The sequence below is a fragment of the Algibacter lectus genome, from assembly GCF_900112395.1.
Taxonomy (GTDB): Bacteria; Bacteroidota; Bacteroidia; order Flavobacteriales; family Flavobacteriaceae; genus Algibacter; species Algibacter lectus.
This window is the reverse complement of record NZ_FOLN01000003.1, coordinates 406,419-428,756: the sequence shown is the minus strand read 5'-3', so window position 1 is coordinate 428,756 and position 22,338 is coordinate 406,419. Positions and strand designations below refer to the sequence as shown.

21 protein-coding genes are annotated in these 22,338 nt (G+C 33.6%); 17 read left to right on the top strand and 4 right to left on the bottom strand.

Features of this window, described 5'->3' with window-relative positions:
* Positions 1–54 precede the first annotated feature (54 nt).
* The 8 genes from aspS (at position 55) to BM246_RS07600 (ending at position 9,359) form a co-directional block, all read left to right on the top strand.
* Positions 55–1,809, top strand: coding sequence for an aspartate--tRNA ligase (gene aspS, locus BM246_RS07635; RefSeq protein WP_042502524.1), 1,755 nt, complete (start codon positions 55–57; stop codon positions 1,807–1,809).
* A 44-nt stretch (positions 1,810–1,853) separates the two neighbouring features.
* Positions 1,854–2,570: a DUF6503 family protein gene (locus BM246_RS07630; RefSeq protein ID WP_042502523.1), complete on the top strand. Its 717-nt coding sequence runs from the start codon at positions 1,854–1,856 to the stop codon at positions 2,568–2,570.
* Between the two features lies 1 nt (position 2,571).
* Entirely contained in the window at positions 2,572–4,365 is a 1,794-nt protein-coding gene (locus tag BM246_RS07625; RefSeq protein ID WP_083415733.1) for a chloride channel protein, read from the top strand.
* A 145-nt stretch (positions 4,366–4,510) separates the two neighbouring features.
* On the top strand, positions 4,511–6,298 hold the full coding sequence (locus tag BM246_RS07620) for a chloride channel protein (RefSeq protein ID WP_042496494.1): 1,788 nt from the start codon (positions 4,511–4,513) through the stop codon (positions 6,296–6,298).
* A 34-nt stretch (positions 6,299–6,332) separates the two neighbouring features.
* Positions 6,333–6,569: a hypothetical protein gene (locus tag BM246_RS07615; RefSeq protein ID WP_042502521.1), complete on the top strand. Its 237-nt coding sequence runs from the start codon at positions 6,333–6,335 to the stop codon at positions 6,567–6,569.
* Positions 6,570–6,658: 89 nt separating this feature from the next.
* The gene (locus BM246_RS07610) at positions 6,659–7,696 is read left to right on the top strand and encodes an aldo/keto reductase (protein WP_074936896.1); all 1,038 of its coding nucleotides are present in this window, start codon (positions 6,659–6,661) and stop codon (positions 7,694–7,696) included.
* Positions 7,697–8,111: 415 nt separating this feature from the next.
* Positions 8,112–8,564 carry a hypothetical protein gene (locus tag BM246_RS07605; protein WP_074936894.1) on the top strand — a complete coding sequence of 151 codons (453 nt, stop codon included), beginning with the start codon at positions 8,112–8,114 and terminating at the stop codon, positions 8,562–8,564.
* A 204-nt stretch (positions 8,565–8,768) separates the two neighbouring features.
* A complete protein-coding gene (locus tag BM246_RS07600) occupies positions 8,769–9,359 on the top strand; it encodes a DUF6515 family protein (RefSeq protein WP_042496483.1) in 591 nt (196 codons plus the stop codon).
* A gap of 32 nt (positions 9,360–9,391) precedes the next feature.
* Here the strand turns inward: BM246_RS07600 and BM246_RS07595 are convergent, their stop codons facing one another.
* The 3 genes from BM246_RS07595 to BM246_RS07585 all read right to left on the bottom strand — a co-directional run bounded on the left by BM246_RS07595 (position 9,392) and on the right by BM246_RS07585 (position 12,257).
* On the bottom strand, positions 9,392–9,778 hold the full coding sequence (locus BM246_RS07595) for a hypothetical protein (RefSeq protein WP_074936892.1): 387 nt from the start codon (positions 9,776–9,778) through the stop codon (positions 9,392–9,394).
* A gap of 284 nt (positions 9,779–10,062) precedes the next feature.
* Entirely contained in the window at positions 10,063–11,610 is a 1,548-nt protein-coding gene (locus BM246_RS07590; protein WP_042502514.1) for an Rne/Rng family ribonuclease, read from the bottom strand.
* 356 nt (positions 11,611–11,966) lie between these two features.
* Positions 11,967–12,257 (bottom strand): HU family DNA-binding protein, encoded by a 291-nt coding sequence (locus BM246_RS07585; RefSeq protein ID WP_042496479.1) that lies wholly within the window; start codon positions 12,255–12,257, stop codon positions 11,967–11,969.
* Between the two features lie 138 nt (positions 12,258–12,395).
* On the opposite strand from BM246_RS07585, the gene mutY reads away from it, so the two are divergent.
* The 4 genes from mutY (at position 12,396) to gldD (ending at position 15,983) form a co-directional block, all read left to right on the top strand.
* Entirely contained in the window at positions 12,396–13,436 is a 1,041-nt protein-coding gene (mutY, locus tag BM246_RS07580) for an A/G-specific adenine glycosylase (RefSeq protein ID WP_074936890.1), read from the top strand.
* Between the two features lie 155 nt (positions 13,437–13,591).
* Entirely contained in the window at positions 13,592–14,041 is a 450-nt protein-coding gene (locus BM246_RS07575) for a single-stranded DNA-binding protein (RefSeq protein WP_074936888.1), read from the top strand.
* 53 nt (positions 14,042–14,094) lie between these two features.
* The gene (locus BM246_RS07570) at positions 14,095–15,399 is read left to right on the top strand and encodes a gliding motility-associated protein GldE (RefSeq protein ID WP_042502511.1); all 1,305 of its coding nucleotides are present in this window, start codon (positions 14,095–14,097) and stop codon (positions 15,397–15,399) included.
* A 2-nt stretch (positions 15,400–15,401) separates the two neighbouring features.
* Positions 15,402–15,983, top strand: a complete 582-nt coding sequence (gldD, locus tag BM246_RS07565; RefSeq protein WP_042502509.1) for a gliding motility lipoprotein GldD — start codon at positions 15,402–15,404, stop codon at positions 15,981–15,983.
* 58 nt (positions 15,984–16,041) lie between these two features.
* Here gldD and BM246_RS07560 read toward each other — a convergent pair whose 3' ends face one another.
* Positions 16,042–16,545: a heavy-metal-associated domain-containing protein gene (locus BM246_RS07560; protein ID WP_231961831.1), complete on the bottom strand. Its 504-nt coding sequence runs from the start codon at positions 16,543–16,545 to the stop codon at positions 16,042–16,044.
* A 189-nt stretch (positions 16,546–16,734) separates the two neighbouring features.
* On the opposite strand from BM246_RS07560, the gene BM246_RS07555 reads away from it, so the two are divergent.
* The 5 genes from BM246_RS07555 (at position 16,735) to BM246_RS07535 (ending at position 22,302) form a co-directional block, all read left to right on the top strand.
* Positions 16,735–17,187, top strand: a complete 453-nt coding sequence (locus BM246_RS07555; protein WP_074936885.1) for a DUF4199 domain-containing protein — start codon at positions 16,735–16,737, stop codon at positions 17,185–17,187.
* Positions 17,188–17,285: 98 nt separating this feature from the next.
* Positions 17,286–17,921 carry a 50S ribosomal protein L21 gene (rplU, locus tag BM246_RS07550; RefSeq protein ID WP_074936883.1) on the top strand — a complete coding sequence of 212 codons (636 nt, stop codon included), beginning with the start codon at positions 17,286–17,288 and terminating at the stop codon, positions 17,919–17,921.
* Positions 17,922–17,962: 41 nt separating this feature from the next.
* Positions 17,963–18,223 carry a 50S ribosomal protein L27 gene (gene rpmA, locus BM246_RS07545; protein WP_074936881.1) on the top strand — a complete coding sequence of 87 codons (261 nt, stop codon included), beginning with the start codon at positions 17,963–17,965 and terminating at the stop codon, positions 18,221–18,223.
* A gap of 216 nt (positions 18,224–18,439) precedes the next feature.
* Complete coding sequence (locus tag BM246_RS07540) at positions 18,440–21,283, top strand: TonB-dependent receptor (protein ID WP_074936879.1); 2,844 nt, start codon at positions 18,440–18,442, stop codon at positions 21,281–21,283.
* Between the two features lie 5 nt (positions 21,284–21,288).
* Entirely contained in the window at positions 21,289–22,302 is a 1,014-nt protein-coding gene (locus BM246_RS07535; protein WP_074936877.1) for a phytase, read from the top strand.
* Positions 22,303–22,338 lie beyond the last annotated feature (36 nt).

The window sequence follows — 22,338 nt, the reverse complement described above, 5'->3', positions numbered from 1 at the left end:
TAAAAATTTATACTCCGGCCTATTTCATTAAATTTGCACCTCAATTTTACAACAATGTACAGAAGTCATAATTGCGGCGAATTAACAGCCACACATATTAACACAGAAGTAACCCTATCTGGTTGGGTTCAAAAATCTAGAGATAAAGGTTTTATTGTTTGGGTCGATTTACGTGACCGTTACGGTATTACACAACTTGTTTTTGATGAAGAGCGCACTAGCAAAGATTTAATAGAGCAAGCCCAAAACTTAGGCCGCGAATTTGTAATTCAGGTAAAAGGAACGGTGATTGAACGTGCTTCAAAAAACCCAAATATCCCTACAGGAGATATCGAAATATTAGTTTCTGAGCTCGAAATTTTAAACCAATCGGTGCTCCCTCCATTTACTATTGAAGATAAAACGGATGGTGGTGAAGATATTAGAATGAAATATCGTTATTTAGATATTCGTCGTAATCCGGTAAAAAATAGTTTAATTTTCAGATCGAAAGTTTCTCAAGAAGTTAGAAACTATCTATCTAAAGAAGGTTTTATTGAAGTTGAAACACCATATTTAATAAAATCTACACCAGAAGGCGCAAGAGATTTCGTAGTACCATCTCGTATGAATGCAGGAGAATTTTACGCCCTTCCACAATCGCCACAAACCTTTAAGCAATTGCTTATGGTTGGTGGTATGGATAAGTATTTTCAAATTGTAAAATGCTTTAGAGATGAAGATTTACGTGCCGACCGTCAGCCAGAATTCACACAAATTGATTGTGAAATGGCCTTTGTTGAACAAGAAGATATTTTAAATGTTTTTGAAGGTTTAACCCGTCACTTACTACAGGAAGTTAATGGTGTTTCCATTGATAAATTCCCAAGAATGCTTTACGATGATGCCATGCGTTTATACGGAAACGATAAACCAGACATCCGTTTTGGAATGGAATTTGGCGAATTAAACGCAGTAACTCAACACAAAGATTTTGGCGTTTTTAATAATGCAGAATTAGTTGTTGGTATTGCTGTACCAGGAGGAAATAGCTACACAAGAAAAGAAATTGATAAATTAATAGATTGGGTTAAGCGTCCACAAGTTGGTGCCTTAGGCATGATTTACTCGCGTTGTAATGATGACGGAACCTTTAAATCTTCAGTAGATAAGTTTTACGATCAAGACGATTTAGCAAAATGGGCAGAAGTTACCGGAGCTAAACCAGGCGATTTAGTTTGTGTACTTTCTGGCGACAAAAATAAAGTACGCGCGCAATTAAGTGCTTTACGTATGGAATTAGCAGAACGTTTAGGTTTACGCGACCCGAAAGTATTTGCTCCATTATGGGTTATCGATTTTCCTTTATTGGAACTTGATGAAGAAACTGGACATTACCACGCCATGCACCACCCGTTTACATCTCCTAAACCAGGTCAACTAGAATTACTAGACACAAACCCAGGCGATGTAAAAGCAAATGCATACGATTTAGTTTTAAATGGAAACGAAATTGGAGGAGGATCTATTCGTATTCACGATAAAGAAACACAAGCCACAATGTTTAAACATTTAGGCTTTTCTGAAGAAGAAGCAAAAGCACAATTTGGTTTCTTAATGGATGCTTTTCAATACGGAGCACCGCCACACGGTGGTTTAGCTTTTGGACTAGACAGATTGGTTGCCATTTTAGGAGGCCAAGAAACCATTCGAGACTTTATTGCTTTCCCAAAAAACAACTCAGGACGCGATGTAATGATTGATGCACCTGCTCGAATTGATGATGATCAATTAACAGAATTGAGTTTAAAACTTAATTTAAAATCATAATATTAAAATCCTGCTTTTGCAGGATTTTTTAGTAAACTGAATATATGAAAAACTTAACCTTCTTTCTATTAGTTTTCGCTTCAACAATAGCCCTAGCTCAAACTATAACAGGCCCAGAATTATTAAAAAGATCAATCCAGTTTCACGATCCAAATAACAATTGGGAAACTTTCGATGGTAGTTTTATAGTAAGTATGAAAATGCCAAACAAACCCGAACGACAAAGCAATATTACAATAAGTTTACCTAAAGAATATTTTTCTTTACAAACCATAAAAGACAGTTTGGTAATAGAATCTGTTATTAATAAATTAGACTGTACCCTATCCATAAATGGGAGTACCGATTTATCTGAAACACTAAAAAAAGAACACAACCTAAATTGCAAACGTGCTAATTTATTTAAAGACTACTACACCTATCTGTATGGTTTGCCAATGAAATTAAACGACGAAGGCACCATAATACACCCAAACGTAACTCAAAAAATATTTAAAGGAAAAGACTATTTAGTTCTAAAAGCAACCTACTCCAAAGAAGTAGGTAAAGATACTTGGTATTTCTATTTTAACCCAGAAACCTTCGCCATGGAGGTTTATCAGTTTTTTAAAGATGAAACTAAAAACGATGGTGAATATATTTTGCTAACCGAATTAGAGACTATAAACGGAATTAAAATGCCAAAAAATAGGGCTTGGTATTACAACAAAAACGATAAGTATTTAGCTACCGATATTTTATCGAAAAACGCATCAAAATAAAATGCCTAAACAAACCGTTTTAAAACAGATACTTATTTGGAGAGCTAAGCATATTTCCAAAAAGCAATTCGTATACCTATTAAGTATCATTATAGGTTTTACCGCAGGTATGGGAGCGGTTGTTTTAAAGAATTTAACCCATTTTATTCAGCATTTATTAGAGGCTAAACTAATAAAACACTACCATCACGCCTTCTATTTCCTATTTCCTATTCTAGGTTTAACCTTAGTGTATTTAGGTATAAAATATATTATAAGAAATAAGGTAAGTCACGGTATTCCTTCTACGCTTTACGCTATTTCAAAACGTAAGGCAATCATGAAACCTTTTCAAATGTTTGGCTCTATTTTAACCGCGCCACTAACCGTTGGTTTTGGTGGGTCGGTAGGACTGGAAGGGCCAACCGTTGCAACAGGCGCAGCATTAGGCTCAAACATTGCCAGAATGTTCCATATGAACCAAACCACAAGAACACTACTTGTAGGTTGTGCTGCTGCTGGCGCCATGAGTTCTATTTTTAAAGCTCCCATTGCGGCTATTATTTTTGCAATAGAAGTGTTTAGTTTAGATTTAACTATTGCGTCAATGCTACCATTATTATTAGCTTCTCTTTCGGCAATTTTAACTTCTCAATTTTTCTTTGGAGACGATGTAATTTTACCATTTAGAATTGAAGATAAATTCTACCTTTCCGACGCACCATTTTACATCCTTTTAGGGGTTATAGCTGCTTTTATTTCTATTTACTTTACTGAAGTTTATGATCGCATCCAAAAACTTTTCGATTCTTTAAAATCGCCTATTAAAAAACTAATAGTTGGTGGTACCGGTATTGGTTTGCTAGTTTATTTAATTCCGCCATTATACGGTGAAGGGTTCGATGTAATTAACAACCTCATTGTTGGAACTCCCGAAAAAGCTCTCGAGAATAACATATTTGGTTTAGACCTATCAAATATCTGGAATGTTGTTGTTCTCCTTATAGCTCTTATGCTTTTTAAAATTGTTGCTAGTGCGCTTACTTTTGGAGCTGGTGGTGTTGGTGGTATTTTTGCTCCAACCTTATTTATGGGTAGCATTATGGGGTTTTGTTTATCTAAAATCATCAATCATAGTGGTTTATTAAACTCACCGCTTTCCGAAAGTAATTTCACCTTAGTTGGTATGGCCGGACTTTTAGCTGGAGTATTACATGCGCCACTTACAGCAATATTTTTAATTGCAGAACTTACAGGAGGTTATGAACTTTTTGTACCGCTAATGTTAACATCGACCATATCTTTCAGTATTACAAAATACTTTAAACCACACTCTGTTTACAACATGGAATTAGGCCGAAAAGGAGAATTAATAACTCACGATAAAGATCATGCGGTTCTAACTTTAATGGACATTGATAGAGTTATTGAAACCAACTTTACGGTTTTATATCCAACAATGACTTTAGAAGAAATTATTCAAAAGGCTGTAAAAAAATCAAAACGAAATATTTACCCCGTTATTAACAAGGAAAGCAAAAAACTCGTAGGCATTATTTTACTAGATGATTTACGCTCAATTATGTTCGATCAATCCCTTTATAAAGAAGTTACCGCTTCAGACTTAATGCAAAAACCGCCAGAAGTTATTAATTTAGATAAGGATAAAATGACCGATATTATGAAGAAATTCCAAGACAGTAGCGCATGGAATTTACCGGTTAAAAAAGATGGAAAATATTATGGTTTCATTACAAAATCAAAACTTTTAACATCATACAGACGTCAATTAATTAATTTACAAGCCGAATCTTAAATCTAATTTTTTATTCAAAACTTAAAATTTGTCCGATAATATCATGTAATGCCAAAAAAATTATTGAAATTCGTGTATTGGTGTCAAAACATGTAAATACAAACCATGATGAGTAAATGATACAGACGTTTAGTAATTTTTAATCATGCCTACAACTACTAAAAAAAGACTACGTAAATTTTTAATTTGGAAATACAAACATGTTTCCGAACCTCAATTTGTATATATTCTTAGTATTCTAGCTGGTTTTTTAGCCGGAATGGGCACAGTTGTACTTAAAAACCTCACACACTACATCCGTTTACTTTTTGAGTACGAAACGTTCAAAAATCACCACCACGCGCTCTATTTTATTTTTCCTATCATTGGGTTACTACTTGTGTATATTATAAAACAAACTTGGCTAAAAAAGCATATTGGCCACGGTATTTCTTCAACACTACATGCTATTTCAAAGTTAAATGGCATTATACCGAGATATAATATCTACGCATCATTAATAACAGCACCGTTAACAGCTGGTTTTGGTGGTTCGGTAGGTCTACAAGGCCCTGCAGTTAGTGTGGGTTCTGCGTTAGGGTCCAATGCCGCTCGCCTGTTTCATATGAGCAGTAAAACAAGATTACTACTCATTGGCTGCGCTGCTACGGGAGCTATGGCATCTATGTTTAAAGCCCCAATTGCGGCCATTGTATTTGCTGTAGAAATTTTTAGTTTAGACATTGCTTTCACATCACTAGTTCCTTTATTACTCGCGTCAGTTTCAGCTGTATTAACATCATATATGTTTTTAGGAACCGATGTTTTACTTCGTTTTGAACTAACTGATAAATTTGAAATTAAAGACATCGGTTTTTATGTACTTCTTGGTTTAGTAACCGCCATAGCATCAGTATATTTTTCTAAAGTTTTTTTCGCGATTACTAACTTTTTTAAACAGTTTGAAAGTAGAGCGGTCCGCCTTATCATTGGTGGTTTAGCCATAGGTACCATGTTGTATTTTATTCCGCCATTATATGGTGAAGGTTATGGGTTAATGAACAACCTATTAAAAGGCGACCATTTGGCTGCTATTGGCAGAACACCTTTTGATTTAGACCTCTCCAATATATGGATTGTTATAGCCCTACTTATTGGTATTTCAATATTTAAAGCCATTGCCATGACAACGACTTTTGGAGCTGGTGGTGTTGGCGGTGTGTTTATCCCAACATTAGTTATGGGTAGTGCTTTAGGAAATGCTTTTGCCAAAATTATTAATAATATCGGACTCGGATTTCACGTTTCAGAATCTAATTTTACGCTTATTGGAATGACAGGTTTAATGGCAGGTGTACTACACGCACCACTTACAGCTATTTTCCTTATTGCTGAAATTACGAGTGGTTATGAGCTTTTTGTACCATTAATGCTTGTTTCTGCTATATCTTTCAGCTTTACAAAATATTTTATTTCGCATTCTATCTACACATTGAAATTAGCTGAACGTGGCGAATTAATGACTCATGATAAAGACCAAAATGTACTTATGGTTTTAGATATCGATAAAGTTATTGAAACTAATTTTATAACGCTGAAGCCAGAAATGAAATTGGGAGATATCCTGAATAATGCAGTAGCAAAATCTTCTAGAAACCATTTTCCGGTGGTTAATGACGAACATGAATTTCTTGGTGTAATTAGACTAGATGATGTACGACATATTATGTTTAATTCTGATTTATATGAAACCGTAACAGCCGAAAGCCTTATGCATGCAGATGCCGGAATTATAGATTACGATGCCGATAACATGAACACCATAATGGAGAAATTTAAAACCAGTGGTGCCTGGAATTTACCAGTTATTAAAAAAGGTAAATACTTTGGATATATTTCTAAATCTAAACTTTTAACCGCATACAGACAACAGCTTATAAAATTCACAAAATAACGCTGTTCACCATAAAAAAAGAATAAATTAAAGCATGAAATACCTTATCACAATATTAACCATAGCGGCATTTACCAGTATTCTTCTCGGATTTTTTTTAGAAGTAGATTACGCTCAAAAACTTATAGGTTTTGGGGTTACCGGACTCTTCTTGGTTGTTTTCCCTATATTTTCATACTACAGATGGAAAGATAAAGACCCTAAAGATTATATGCTTACTAAGGAGAATTTAGAAAAAATGAACGCATCGCAACGCGACAAAAAATCTTAAATCCCGAAGATTTTATTAAGATAAACATAGGCTAACTACCTCCGTTTCATCTTTAAATTCTCAAATTAAATTTACTCTTAAAACAACACATGAAATACACAACACTTCCAAATACAGATATAAAAGTTAGTAAAATATGTTTAGGTTCCATGACATGGGGAAACCAAAACAGTGAAGCTGAAGGTCATTCACAATTGGATTTCGCATTAGAACAAGGTGTAAATTTTATTGACACAGCCGAACTTTATCCTGTTCCTGCAACAGCTGATACACAAGGCAGAACTAGTACAATTATTGGCACTTGGTTGAAAAAAACAGGGCACAGAGAGAAAGTAATTTTAGCGTCTAAAATTGCAGGTGTTGGCGATTACACAGCTCACATTCGTACAACTGGTTTTAGTCCGGAATCTATTCACAATGCCGTTAATGGTGAATTAAAACGCTTACAAACCGACTATATAGATTTGTTTCAATTACATTGGCCAGAAAGACAAACAAATTACTTTGGAACACGCGACTACAAACACAATCCGGACGATGCTTGGGAAGATAATTTTAATGAGATTTTAAATACTTTAGATAGTATTATCAAATCTGGTAAAATTCGTTATATCGGTATGTCCAACGAAAAAGCCTGGGGAGCCATGCGTTACCTAACAGAATCTAAAATTAACAACTTGCCCAGAATGGCAACCATACAAAATGCCTATTCTTTAATAAACCGTGTTTTTGAAGGTGACATGGCAGAAGTTTCAATACGCGAAAACTTAGGCTTACTCGCCTATTCACCTATGGCATTTGGAGTGCTATCTGGTAAATACATAAAGGGAACCGAAGCTAAAAATTCTCGACTTAACCTATTCCCTAGATTTGCAAGATATAGCAGTCCGCAAGCTACCGAAGCCACAAAATGCTACTTAAAAATAGCAGAAGACAACAATATGTCGCTTGCAGAAATGTCGCTTGCCTTTGTTAATCAACGTCCGTTTCTTACTAGTAATATTATTGGAGCAACGAATTTAGAGCAATTGAAAGAAAATATAAACACTATTAACATCACTTTAAACGAAGATATTTTAGAGCAAATAAACGCTGTACATGCAGAGATACCAAATCCCGCCCCGTAAAAAACAATTCCTTTTTATAAACAACGGACTTAGAAAAACAGATTTTATATTTATTTAAAATGAATATAAAAAACAATTTTGAATGACAACTATGTAGTGTTTTATACTTATTTCCAATAAATTAATAACCTTTTAAACACAGTACCAGATTTCACGTTAGCCAATGCGTTTCAACATTAAAACACTAATTACAGTTGCTGTTATATTGCTTTTAGTAAGCTCCTATTCTATATATCACGAATACCTTGAGACAAGCAGGATATTGCGACTTACAACTGCTATTAGTTTTTTTATTTTATTTCTTATAAATAAAGGCTATAAATACTACAAACTTCTGTTTGCTTTTTTATGTTTTGTAGTTTCTGATGTCTTTATGCTATTCTATGAAAACATTGTACTGAACAAACTCACATCCATGGTAACTGTAATAGGTTATGTTACCCTAATTAGCTATATAATTAAAAAGGTACAGGTAAAAAACCTTAATAAATATGTTATTAGTTTTTTTGTTGCTTTAATTCTTTTTAATGTTTACAAACTATACGACATTATTCACACTATTAAATACGTGCTTTTAGATCATGTTCAAGAAATGTTACTCTATATGTACGGAGCCTCATTAATAACCATGTGTGCGTTATCTGTTAATCATAATTTTAAAGAAAACACTAAGCGATCTATGTATTTCATGCTTGCAACATTTAGCTTAGCACTATCAGATCTTTGTGCTTTTACAGGCTACTACCACAAGATTTATTCAGTTTACTACGCAGATCGAGCTTTTTACATCTTAGCTCTATATTTTATTGTTCGCCACACGCATCAACTCTCACAGAAGGGAGACGAACCTATATTTTTCGTAGAATAATAAGCCTCTTCAACTTTTATTCCAGTAAAAAAAATAACAACTTAAAAAGCACTTTATTTCACTAACAGACAAACAAATAAGCCACAAAAACAGCTAATAATACAATATCCTTATGTGATAAAGAAATGTTAAACTCGATATAACGATTAAACACTAGAGTTTTTATATGGTCTAAATGGTATTAATAACATTAAAAAAAATATCATGAAGACTATATTAAAAACAACAATTGTCCTTTTATTAGTATTAGGTTTTTCAGCAACAAGTGTCGCACAAAACAATAAAAAAAACACAAAAAGAACAACTGTTACTAAAACCGTAACAAAAACAACAACCAAGGCAAAGCCTATTTCACGAAGTAAAGTCACTTACAAAACACCTACAAGAAAAGTAGTATCGGTTAGAAGTATACCAAAATCTTCTGTAGCCATAAAGCACAATGGTGTTTCTATATACTATACAAACAATAAGTTTTTTAGATTAAATGGTGGCCGTTATTTGCCAGTTGTACCAAGTGTTGGTTTTCAAATAAGAACACTTCCAGTAGGCTACAAAAGAGTTAATTTTAACAACAGAAGTTATTATGCACACAACGGTATTTATTTTGTGAAGGTAAATAACTACTATGAAGTCATTACTCCAGAAATTGGAACTGTAGTTTACGAACTACCTGAAGATGTTGAAAAAGTAACTATCGATGGTGCTAGATATTACGAATTTAACAATGTGCTTTACGAAAAAATACAAGTAGATGGCACAAGAGCTTACGAGGTTATTGGCTTTGTTGAAAACTAATTAACCGTTTTTTTATACGGCGTAAAAAGAACTTATTCGTCTAAAAACTCGAAGCCTTCTAGCCAACTTACAGCAGCCTCGTGCGTAGAAAACACTTTGTATTTATACTTTTTATTTCTAGCAATTGCACCATAAAGCGTGCTTATTGCGGCAGTTGCGGGGCTGTTTATTACAACAGCGCTTACTACTATAGTGTAGCATTTTAAAGACTCTGTTTTTACTTTATTAAAGGATTTTAATGCTTTGTATGAAAATGAAAAGGTAGCGTCTCTAGCATCGACCATGGTTCTTAATTGCCTTGGGTAACTTGTTTTCTCTTGAAAAGATTTTAAGTAACCAACGATGTCGTGCATACTAACATCGTCTTTAAATTGAGTTTCTAGAATCTTTAATTCTTCGTTATAAACGGAATGTATCATGCGAGGTTAAGTTTGTAAGATTTCGTTTTTTTTGGGGTCTGCAAAGGTATACATTAAAGATTATTATATTTAACATGATTACCGTAAAGTACTAAAAATTAACGAAACGCAACTAATTTAGTCGACAAACTGCGTTAGGGATTGGAGCATTGTTGGAGCTCTTTTTGTGTGGTTGCACCTATGCAACACAAAAAAGCGACTGCGGAAAGCCCGACCCTTGTGGTAACGCCTAGAATATGATTCATAAAAAAACCCTTACTAGATATTAGTAAGGGTTTTTTATATTATTTAATTTGATTACCATCTTCATCGAAAAAATGGTATTCTAGATACGTGTAAGCATCTCTTGGTAAAATTTTAACCCATTTTTTGTGTTCAAAAAACCATTTTGAACGCATAGATGGAAAGCCCTTGGTAATAAAGGCTGCTATAAAAGGATGTGTGTTTAAAGTCAACTTTTTATAGTCTTTTTTAATAAGTCTTTCTAGGTCGTGAGTAATTTTTTCCACGATACCTATTGGCGCTTCTACCTCGGAACCATTAATTATTACGTCGGGATTTTCCTCTCGTGTTTTAATGTTCATTTCTGGCCGAACGCGTTGTCTCGTTATTTGTATTAGTCCAAATTTACTTGGTGGCAATATTTTGTGTTTTGCCCTGTCATCCTTCATTTCGTCACGTAAGTGATTGAAGAGTTTTTGCCTGTTTTCAGCATTGGTCATGTCTATAAAATCGACTACAATTATGCCTCCCATATCGCGTAAACGCAATTGGCGAGCCATTTCGGTAGCTGCGATTAAGTTAACCTCTAGCGCTGTGTCTTCTTGACTGTTGGCTTTATTAGATCGGTTTCCGCTGTTTACATCTATAACGTGTAGGGCTTCGGTATGTTCTATTACCAAATAGGCGCCTTTTGCCATAGATACGGTTTTACCAAACGATGTTTTAATTTGTCGTTCGATGCCGAATTTTTCGAAAATCGGGGTTTTGGACTGGTGCAATTTAACGATTGATTCTTTTTTAGGTGCAATTTCTTGCAAATAGTCTTTAATTTGATCGAAAAGCGTTTCATCATCCACGGTAATTCCTGTAAAGGTGTCGTTGAATATATCTCGTAAAATTGATGAGGCTTTATTCATTTCGCCCAATACTTTACTGGGGTGTTGTGCTTTCGGTAATTTTTTACACATTGCGGTCCAACGACCTAACAATGTTTGTAAATCTTTATCCAGTTCGGCTACTTTTTTGCCTTGTGCTACTGTACGAACAATAATACCAAAACCCGGAGGGGTTATGCTTTTTACCAATCGTTTTAATCGGTCTTTTTCTTCACGGTCTTCTATTTTTTGAGAAATAGAAATACGGTTTGAGAAAGGAACTAAAACGATATATCTACCAGCAATAGAAAGCTCTGAGCTTATTCTAGGGCCTTTTGTAGATATTGGTTCTTTTACTATTTGTACTAATAGCGATTGGTTTGATTTTAAGGCATCGACAATTTTACCGTCTTTATCGATGTCTTTTTCAAATGGGAAATTTTTTAAAGAAAAATCTTTAAGTTTACCTGTGCTTACACGTTTTGTGAATTTTAAAAGTGAAGGTAGTTTTGGCCCTAAATCGTGATAATGCAAAAATGCATCTTTCTCGTAACCTACATTAACAAATGAGGCATTTAGACCAGGAACCGTTTTTCTTATTTTGGCAATAAACACATCGCCAACCGAAAAATTGTTACCATCTTCATCTTTCTGTAATTCAATAAGTTTTCCATCTTTTAATAAGGCAAAATCAACATGCTCGGAACTAGATCGAATAATCAATTCTTTATCCATTTTGTTAATTTTTATCCACCTCGAAAAAACCGAGACAGATGGATTATACAATATTTTGGTTTGGTAAATTGCTTCACCAAACTCACAGGATTTTTTAATAAATCTGTGGAGTCCATTATTTTTAATTGAATGAACTCATTTCAAAGAACTTTGTTTGTTTTTTAAAACCAAAAAAAGTAGCTAATCTAACTACTTTTTTGATTTATTTTTTCTTCTTGTGACGGTTAGCGCGTCTACGTTTTTTACGTTTGTGAGTTGCTACCTTATGTCTCTTACGTTTTTTACCACTTGGCATAAATAGAGTGTTTTAAAATTAATAATTCTGTAATACTGAAGCGATTCCAGTACTTGTGTTTTTATTTTACGTCTACATTTGTTTTAACGCCTTCTACAAATACTTTTGCAGGCTTAAATGCAGGGATGTTGTGTGCAGGTATTTTAATGGTAGTATTTTTTGAAATATTTCTACCTGTTTTTTCTGCTCTAGTTTTTATGATAAAGCTACCAAAACCTCTTAAATATACATTATCTCCACCTTCTAAAGAAGTTTTTACCTCTTCCATGAATGTTTCAACAGTTGCTTGAACATCTCCTTTTTCAATTCCTAACTTCTCAGAAATTTTTGCTACTATATCAGCCTTTGTCATTATTGCTATTATTTTTAATGTTACTATAAATTCTAAAAGGGATGCAAATATAGGAATTAAATTTTCAATATTTCAAACCTAATTCATTAAAATTTAAGATTATAAACGTTTATTTTTGCAGCCGCTATAAATTCGATTATGATATTCTCAAAAATTTTAATTAACTGGTACTCAATAAATAAGAGAGAACTACCATGGCGAAAAACTACAAACCCTTTTTACATTTGGCTATCTGAAATAATTTTACAGCAAACTCAGGTTAAGCAAGGGTTACCTTATTATGACGCTTTTACCGCTAAATACCCTACCGTTTTCGATTTAGCAAACGCAAATGAAGACGATGTTTTAAAACTTTGGCAAGGCTTAGGATACTACTCTAGAGCCAGAAATTTGCACGCTACAGCGAAACATGTAGCAACCAACTTAAATGGCAATTTCCCAAACACCTATAAAGAACTCTTAAAACTAAAAGGTGTTGGCGATTATACCGCAAGCGCTATAGCTTCTATTTGCTTTAACGAAGTTGAGGCTGTAGTAGATGGTAATGTTTACAGAGTACTATCTCGCTATTTTGGTGTTCCGACACCTATAAACTCCAGTAAAGGCGCAAAAGAATTTAAATTACTTGCACAAAAATTAATAGACAAGAAACAGCCTGCAGAATTCAACCAAGCTATTATGGAGTTTGGTGCTACGCAATGCAAACCAAAAAACCCAGATTGTAGTGTATGTCCTTTTAGTAAAGGCTGCATTGCTTTTAATAAAAATTTAATTGGCGAGTTACCAGTAAAAATTAAATCGGCCAAGGCTAAAAAAAAGCATTTCAATTTTTTAGTTTTTATTTCTGAAGATGAGCAAACTATTTTACAACAGCGCCAAGGCAAAGGCATCTGGCAAAATTTATATCAATTCCCTTTAGTTGAAACGGAAAGTACTGTAGATCCAAAAAGCTTTAAAAGCTTAATAAAAACACACGAATTACTCGCAAATCAACAATTTGAATTACTCTTATATAATAAGGAGGCTATTGTGCACAAATTATCGCACCAACATCTTTACACTCAATTTTGGATTGTTAATGTTGGAAAACTCCCTATAAATGGTATTCCTATGGAAAACATTCGCGATTTTGCTGTCCCTATTTTAATTGGTGACTTTATTGAAGCTTTTAATTTTTAACTAATTAATACACACAAACAATATTTTTTTATTAATTTTAGAAAAAGGAATAGAAAATACTTTTTTGCAAAAATTACGATCTACTTCGGTTGATTTTAAATAAAGATAAATAGGAATTATTTATCTATTTTTGCTTTCTCTTAAAACAAGAAATTATGTCTGGAACATTAAATAAGGTTATGCTAATTGGGCATTTGGGCGACGAAGTAAAAATGCACTACTTTGAAGGTGGCGGCTGTGTTGGTCGTTTTCCTTTAGCAACTAACGAAACCTATGTTAGCAAGCAAACCAATGAGCGCGTTACTAACACCGACTGGCATAATATTGTTGTAAGAAATAAAGGCGCAGAAATTTGCGAAAAATATTTAAGCAAAGGCGATAAAGTATATATCGAAGGCCGTTTGAAAACCAGAAAATGGCAAGACGAAAAGGGTAACGATAGATACTCTACCGAAATACAATGCAGTGATTTCACTTTTCTTTCAACTAAAAAAGAAAGTGAAAGCAATGCTAACAACGCAGCAACACAACAAAAACCTGCCGCAGCTAGTCCGCAACCTGCAAGTAAACCTATTGAAGACGCCGATGACGACTTACCATTTTAATTTTATTCTCGATGCTTTTTCGAGAACCCTGTGTTTAACTAAAACTCAAGCTCTTGGATCCTGACCCCACAAGTTTAATCAGTTTATTTGTAGCAATAGATTTTTCTGTTGCCTTAGGATACTTATTATTATTTTTACTTTTATTTTGCTCTGCACTTATTTCTGGAGCCGAAGTCGCTTTATTTTCATTATCAAAATCTGATATTGAAGCCGATTTGGAAGCGAAATCTAAACGTATTCAAATTATTTTACAACTTCTTGAACGTCCAAAAAAACTATTAGCCACTATTTTAGTTGCCAATAATTTTATAAATATTGCAGTTGTTATTTTATTCGCCTACCTAAGCAGTAGTTTATTTGAAGGCATAACAAACCCCGTTTTAAAATTCACTTTAGAAGTTATCATTGTAACCTTCTTAATTTTATTATTTGGCGAGATTTTACCAAAAATTTATGCCAGCAGAAACAACTTAAAATTCGCCAGCTTTATGGCTTATCCGTTAAGAGTTCTAGATGTTTTGCTTTCACCTATTAGTTTACCTATGCGCAGCGTAACATTAGCCATACACAGTAAATTAGGTAGGCAGAAATCGAATTTAAGTATAGATCAATTATCGCAAGCTCTAGAACTTACTAGCGAAGAAGATACTACTAAAGAAGAACAACGCATTCTACAAGGTATTGTATCTTTTGGAAATACAGACACCAAACAAGCCATGCGGCCTAGAATAGATATTTTCGCTCTTAATATTGATCAAAAATACGTGGATATTATGCCAGAAATTGTAGAAAACGGCTATTCTAGAATTCCTGTTTACCAAGATAATATAGATAATATAAAAGGCATCCTTTATGTTAAAGATTTACTACCTTTTATAGACAGAAAACAATTTGATTGGGCTACCTTAATCCGTGAGCCATTTTTTGTTCCTGAAAATAAAAAGCTAGATGATTTGATGGCGGAATTTCAGGAGAAAAAAGTCCATTTAGCCGTTGTTGTAGATGAATACGGTGGAACTTCGGGTTTAATTTCTTTAGAAGATATTATTGAAGAAATAGTTGGAGATATTAGTGATGAGTTTGACGATGAAGATTTAAAATACTCCAAACTAGATGATAATAATTACGTTTTTGAAGGCAAAACAGCTTTAAAAGATTTTTATAAAATTATTAAAATTGAAGATGAAACTATTTTTGAAGACCATAAAGGTGAAGCAGAAACAGTTGCCGGCTTTGTTTTAGAGATTTCAAGAAGTTTTCCGAAGCTCAACAGTAAAATAAATTTTAAAAATTACGTTTTCACTATTGAGGCTTTAGATAAAAAAAGAATAAGACTCGTTAAGTTTACAATAACATAATTATGAAAAAGTTTTACGCGTTTTTTTTAGCCATAGCGTGCTTATCTTGTAATGAAGATTACATACCAAAACCCAAAGCTTTTTTAAGCTTAGAGTATCCTGAACCAAATTATTCTAATACACACTTAGAGGCGCTACCTTTTACGTTTGAAACAAATGCTTTAGCTGAACAAATTAAAGTAAAACCACTACGTGCTTCAACGGAAAGTTATGGTCTAAACATTGAATATTCAACATTAAAAGGCACCATTTTTTTAACTTATAAAGCTATTGAAAAGGATAAAAACAACTTGGTTGATTTTATTGAAGACGCACAAAAACTAACACTAGAGCACACCAAAAAAGCTGATGAAATCCCCGCTTATCCATATGAAAATAACGACCGAAAGGTTTACGGCTTATTTTCTGAAGTAAAAGGAAACGTTGCCTCCCCCGCGCAGTTTTACATTACAGATAGTATCAATCATTTCTTAACAGCTTCACTTTATTTTAAAACAAAACCTAATTACGACTCCATACTTCCAGCAGCTCACTATTTACAAAATGACATGAAACGCATTATGGAAAGTATAAAATGGAAATAAAAAAAACGCTTCAGTTTAAAAAACCAAAGCGTTTAAAATATATTACTTAGTAAAAGTGTTAAGCTTTTTTAGCACAACAAGCTTCTTTACAATCGGTAGCGCAACTCATTTTTCCTCCTTCTTTTAAACCTGCAGTACAACAAGATTTTTCACATCCTGGCTCACATGCTTTTGCAGTTTCTTTTCCTGCTGAAAAAGCATTTACAGTCTTCATATCTTTTACGCTATAAATATCAGCAACACTTGTTACTGTTTTTGTAAGAGATTCTGGAGAAACTTTAGCTTCATCATATTCTACCATTGCTAATTTTTTATCAAAATCAACTTTAGAAGATTTTACACCTTCCATTTTTGCTATTTTTTTCTCAATAGTAGCAGCACACCCCATAGCACAAGTCATACCTTCAATAGTAAATTCTGCTTTAGCATAAGTTGCGTTTGGATCTAATTGAGCTACAGCCTCACTAGCGTGTTCAACTGTTTTAACTTCAGCTTTAGCTTCATTTTTACAACTAAATGCAAAAATAGTAACCACTACAAGCATTAAAATATTCTTTATCATTTTCATAACTAGTTTTTTAAGTTTATGGAATAACAAAATTACTAAATCCTTGTTATTTAGAGCATAGAATTGAGATTTTTTATGATTCTTATAACAGACTGATTACAATATTTACAGTCAAAAAACATTTAAATATTATGATAAATCACAAATTTTCACGAAATTGAAAAGAACTAAACTATAAAAACCATGAAAAAAATGTCGCTCTCACTTAGATTCGGACTCGTAACAAGTGCTGTATTAATTGCATATTTCTTGGTGTTGGGACTATTCGATTTACACAAAAATCCTTTATTTAGCTTATTCAATTCTGTAATTACTGGTTTTGGCATATATGAAGTAATACGACTGCGTAAGCTACAAAACATTAACAGTTTTAGTTATGGTGAAGGTTTTAAAACAGGAGTATTCACTGGGGTTATAGCAACTTTAATTTTTACAACTTTTTTTTTAATTTACTCTACAGAAATAGATCTAAATTATTTACCCGAACTCACAAATTCCATGAACGGGAACTTCAACATTAATGCGGGTTTAATCATATTTATAGTTGCTGTAATGGGTTTAGCAACAACAGTAGTTTCAGCCTTTGTAATCATGCAACGCTTTAAAATAAGCCGAAATATGCCTGAAAAAGAATAAATCGTTTGTAAATTAATTAATTAGCAGTATATTTGCACCCGCTTATGGACAAAATAAGCACATTTTATAAACAAATTAATTAATAAAAACGTTACGCTATGTACGCAATTGTAGAGATAGCAGGGCATCAATTTAAAGTTGAAAAAGACCAAAGAGTTTTTGTTAACCGTTTAGCAACAGAAGAAGGTAAGGAAGTTTCTTTCGATAACGTTCTTTTAATTGCAGATGGTGACAATGTAACTGTAGGCGCCCCAGCTATAGATGGAGCACAAGTAAGTGCTAAAATCTTAAGACACCTTAAAGGCAATAAAGTTATTGTTTTCAAAAAGAAAAGACGTAAAGGTTACCGTGTAAAAAATGGTCACCGTCAATCTTTAACGGAAATCGTAATTGAAAGTATTGCTAGTTCTGGAGCAAAAAAAGCTGCACCAGTAAAAAAGGCAGAACCAAAAACCGAAGCTAAGCCAGCTGCTAAAAAAGCAAAAGGTAAAGCAGACGACTTGAAAAAAGTTGAAGGTATTGGACCAAAAATCGCTGAAACTTTAGCTGCTGCAGGAATTGCAACATTTGCTGAATTAGCAAAAACTGAAGCTTCAAAAATTTCTGAAATCATCGCTGATGTTCGTGGTAACCACGTAACTGACACATGGCCAGCACAAGCTCAATTAGCTGCTGATGGTAAATGGGATGAGTTGAAAAAATGGCAAGACGAATTAGATGGTGGTAAAGCTTAATTGCTAAATCACTTAAGTATAACAATATAAAACCTTAGATCATGGCTCATAAAAAAGGAGTTGGTAGTTCGAAGAATGGTAGAGAATCAGAATCGAAACGTTTAGGCGTTAAGATATTTGGTGGACAAGCTGCTATTGCTGGAAACATTATCATAAGACAACGTGGTAACACGCATCACCCAGGTGAAAACGTATACCAAGGAAAAGATCACACTTTACATGCTAAAGTTGACGGTCTAGTAAAATTTACTAAGAAAAAAGATAACAAATCTTACGTTTCTATCGAAGCTTTCGAAGCTTAGAAACTAACTTTCTTAATAAAATTAAAACCCTTTCTGTTTCCAGAAAGGGTTTTTGCGTTGACAAAAATTAATATTTTCTAAATGTTTTTTTAATGTTAACTACAGATTAAACTAAAGTATTTTCTTCTACACAGTTAACGTTAATTTAAAAAAAGCATAATCCAATTTCATTCTCATTTTTATTATTTCGTCGAGACAAAATAACTAACAATAATCATGAGAAAAAACAATGCAATTTTAATAATAACACTACTACTTTCGTTGACAGGAATATCACAAGAAGGTAATATTCAAGGTGTTATTACAGATAGCGATGGATTAAAAGTACCTTTTAGTAATATTATAATTGAATCTTTAAAAAAGGGAACAATTTCCGATGTTGACGGAAACTTTACACTTGTTGGAGTTCCTGCTGGTAACCAAACCGTAACAGTAAAATATATTGGCTATGATGATAGTAGCGCGGAAGTTAATGTAAAACCAAACGCAACTTCAACTTTAAACTTCACTATTACTCCAAAAGCATTAGAACTAGATGGCGTAACTATTACAAGCTATGTAAGCGGACAAGCAAAAGCGCTTAATGCACAGAAAAACAAACAAAACATCACCAATGTAGTCTCTACAGATCAAATTGGTAAATTTCCAGATGCCAACATCGGAGACGCTATAAAACGTATTCCAGGCATTACTATGCAAGTAGACCAAGGAGAAGCTAGAAACATTATTGTTCGTGGTTTAGCGCCACAATTAAACTCTGTAACTTTAAATGGCAGCCGTATACCTTCCGCCGAGGGTGACAACCGAAATGTACAAATGGATTTAATTCCAGCAGACATGATTCAGCTTATAGAAGTTAGCAAAGCAGTAACACCAGATATGGATGCCGATGCTTTAGGTGGTTCGGTAAACTTAGTAACCCGAACGTCTCCAGAAGGTTTTCGAGTTTCAGCTACAGCCGGATCGGGTGTTAACTACATCTCGAATAAAAAAATACTTAATGGTTCTTTTTTAATAGGAAATAGAAGTAATAACGGAAAGTTTGGATGGATGCTTTCTGCTTCGGTTAACGACAACGATTTTGGAAGTCATAATTTTGAAGCCGAATGGGAAGATGAATTCGAATATAACGCAAATGATGACGAAGATAATTTAGAGGAGGTAAACGTTAATCCTTATGCAAAAACCTTTGAAATTAGAGATTATATTGTACAACGTACACGACGTAGTTTTTCGGCTAACTTAGATTATAAGCTTGATCAAAATAATAGTATTTATTTTAAATCTATTTACAATTGGAGAGATGATCGTGAAAATAGATTTAGGTTAGAGCACGAAATTCTAGACGGCGAAGATATTGCTTCAGGCGATTTTACTGTAGATTCTAGTGGTAACTTAAGTATGTTCCCTATAGAAGCAAAACGCCAAACTAAAGGTGGTATTAACAACGATAGAAACCAAAACACCAGATTAGAAGATCAACGCATGCAAAACTACAATATTGGCGGTGCACACTTAATTAACAAACTACAAATAGATTGGATGGCAGCTTACTCTAAAGCTTCTGAAGAGCGTTTAAACGAGCGCTACCTAGAATACGAAAGTGAGTATACCATTAACTACAACAACGACTCTAGACACCCTCTATTTACTCCCGTTGACAATAACGATGCCCTTTACAATAGCTTTGAATTTGGTGAATTAACCGAAGAAAACCAATACACCGAAGAAAAAGACTTTAACGTTGTGGCGAATTTCAAGTTACCTTTAAACTTATTTGACGATAATAACGGATCATTAAAATTTGGTGTAAAAACAAGATTGAAAAATAAAAACAGAGATAACGATTTTATTGAATATAGCCCAGAAGACTCAAGCTTCGATCTATTAGGAGGTATCCCAACCAGAGATTACAGTAATCCAGATTTTTTAGCAGGCAATCAATATGCTATCGGGTCTTTTGCAACTACCGAATTTCTTGGACAATTAAATCTAAACGACGCTACTTTATTTGAAGCTGAAGACTTACCAGAAGAATACCTAACAGCAAACTTTGACGTCGACGAAAATGTATTTTCTGGTTACGCCATGACAAGCCAACAAGTAACCGATAAATTAAACATTTTACTTGGTATTAGATTAGAGCACACCAGTATTAACAGCACAGGTAACGAAATTATTTTTGATGAAGATGGTGATTTTGAAGGAAACAATAGTGTTACAGATAAAAACTCGTACACCAATGTTTTACCTGGTTTACATTTAAAATACGACTTAACAAAACAAACCGTTCTACGTTTTGCATGGACCAATACTTTGGCAAGACCAAACTATATTGACCTTGTTCCGTTTAGAGAAATAAACAATGAAGATGAAGAAATTAAGTTAGGAAACTCAGAACTAGATCCAACAACATCTATGAATTTTGATGTTATGGCAGAACATTATTTTAAATCTGTCGGTGTTATTTCTGGAGGTGTTTTCTACAAAGATATTCAAGATTTTATTTATGTTTTTCAATATGAAGATGAAAATGAATACGAAGTTTACCAACCTTTCAATGGAGACCAAGCTTCTATTTTAGGATTTGAATTTGCGTTCCAACGTCAGTTGGATTTCTTACCAAGTTTTGCAAGAAACTTAAGTGTTTACTTAAATTACACCCATTTATCATCTAGCGCAGATGGCATTAGAAATGAAGATGGCGAAGAACGTACAGATTTAGATTTACCAAATACAGCGCCAAATATGTTTAACGCATCGTTAGCTTATGCAGACAAAAAATTTAACGCTAGGCTTTCTGGTAATTATTCAGGAGCTTATGTAGATGAAATTGGCGGTCGTGCTTTTGAAGACCGTTATTACGACAAACAATTTTTCTTAGATTTTAACGCTGGTTATAAATTCAACAAAAATCTAAGTATTTACGTAAGTTTAAATAACATAACAAACCAGGCTTTACGTTATTATCAAGGTGAAAAATCGAGAACTATGCAGTCTGAGTCTTATGGACAACGCTTAACTTTTGGCTTAAAATACGATCTATTTAAAAGAAACTAAACATAATGAATTACAATAAAATAATATTACTAGGAAGCTTAACATTATTAACTGCATGCGGCACTCAATTCCCAGAAATTGCACCAGATGTTATTACAGAAAACACGTTGCACGATACTGATGACCCTGCCATTTGGGTAAACCCAAACGATGCCTCAAAAAGTATCATTTTCGGGACAGATAAAGAAACCAATGGTGCTATTTACGCCTTTGATTTAGATGGGAAAATTATAGAAAACAAAACCATTAGAAACATAAAACGACCAAACAATATCGATTTAGAATATGGTTTTAAACTTAACGACTCTACCCAAACCGATATCATCGCCTTTACGGAAAGAGAAAACAGAACCATCCGTTTGTATTCGGTGCCAGATATGAAACCTTTAGACAACGGTGGTTTTCCTGTTTTTGAAAATGAAACTACGCCAGAGTTCGATGCTCCAATGGGTATTGCGCTTTATAAGTCGCCAAAAACAAATGATATCTACGCTATTGTTGGACGTAAAAACGGACCAAAAGAAGGCTATTTACATCAATACTTATTAACTTCAGATAGTTTAGGTGTGCACTCAAAACTAGTTAGAACCTTTGGAACTTTTAGTGGTAAAAAAGAAATAGAAGCCATTGCTGTAGATAACGAAACAGGTATGGTTTATTATTCTGATGAAATGCACGGTATTCGTAAGTATCACGCTGAGCCATCGCAAGGAGATAAAGAAATTTATGCTTTTGGAGGTGAATATTTTGAGCGCGACATTGAAGGTATTGCTATTGCAAAATACGCCGACAAATCGTTTTTAATAGTATCTAACCAACAAGCACATACGTTTTGCATTTTCGATTTAAAAACAAATGCTTTTATTAAGGAATTAAATTTAGGCACTTTGGAAACCGATGGTTGCGATGTTACAACAGTGGCTTTAGGTGATAAATTTCCGAATGGTGTTTTTGTTTCTATGAATGATGAAAAGAATTTCTATTTCCACGATTTAGCAAAGTTGAAATTATTAGAATAAATCACTTTAAATTTTAATTAAAAAGGTTCTTTGAAA